This is a genomic window from Sedimentibacter sp. B4 (genome assembly GCF_000309315.1).
Classification (GTDB): Bacteria; Bacillota; Clostridia; order Tissierellales; family Sedimentibacteraceae; genus Sedimentibacter; species Sedimentibacter saalensis.
In genome coordinates this window covers 1-425 of record NZ_CANG01000204.1, presented here as the reverse complement: position 1 = coordinate 425, position 425 = coordinate 1, and the positions used below count along the sequence as shown (strand labels likewise).

At 66.6% G+C, this 425-nt stretch carries 1 protein-coding gene; it reads left to right on the top strand.

Annotated elements, in window-relative coordinates:
* The coding region (locus BN358_RS26210; RefSeq protein WP_368730808.1) for a sulfatase-like hydrolase/transferase at positions 1 to 425 on the top strand (425 nt) is incomplete at both ends.

Sequence of the window (425 nt, the reverse complement as noted above, 5' to 3'; positions counted from 1 at the left end):
GCTATGAGACCCTGCAGCAGTATCCGACCGGCGGCTGGACGATGGCCGGGATCGTCGGCACCGAGTGCGGCTTCCCGCTGAAGAGCAAGCTGCTCACCATCGGGGTGAACTCCAACGTCCAGGGCGAGCAGGTGGAGACCTACCTACCGGGGGCCACCTGCCTGGGCGACGTGCTCGAGGCGCAGGGCTACACCAACGCCTACGTCGGCGGAGCGAACGTCCGGTTCGGCGGCAAGGACACCTACCTCACCGACCACGGCTACACCTCGATCGAGGGCCGCGAGAAGTGGGAGGCCCAAGGCGAGGACCCGTCCAACATCTCGATCTGGGGCTTGTCGGATGCGCGCCTGTTCGTCCACGCGAAGGACACCCTGGAACGGCTGCGCAAGACCGGGACGCCCTACAACCTGACCCTGCTGACCATG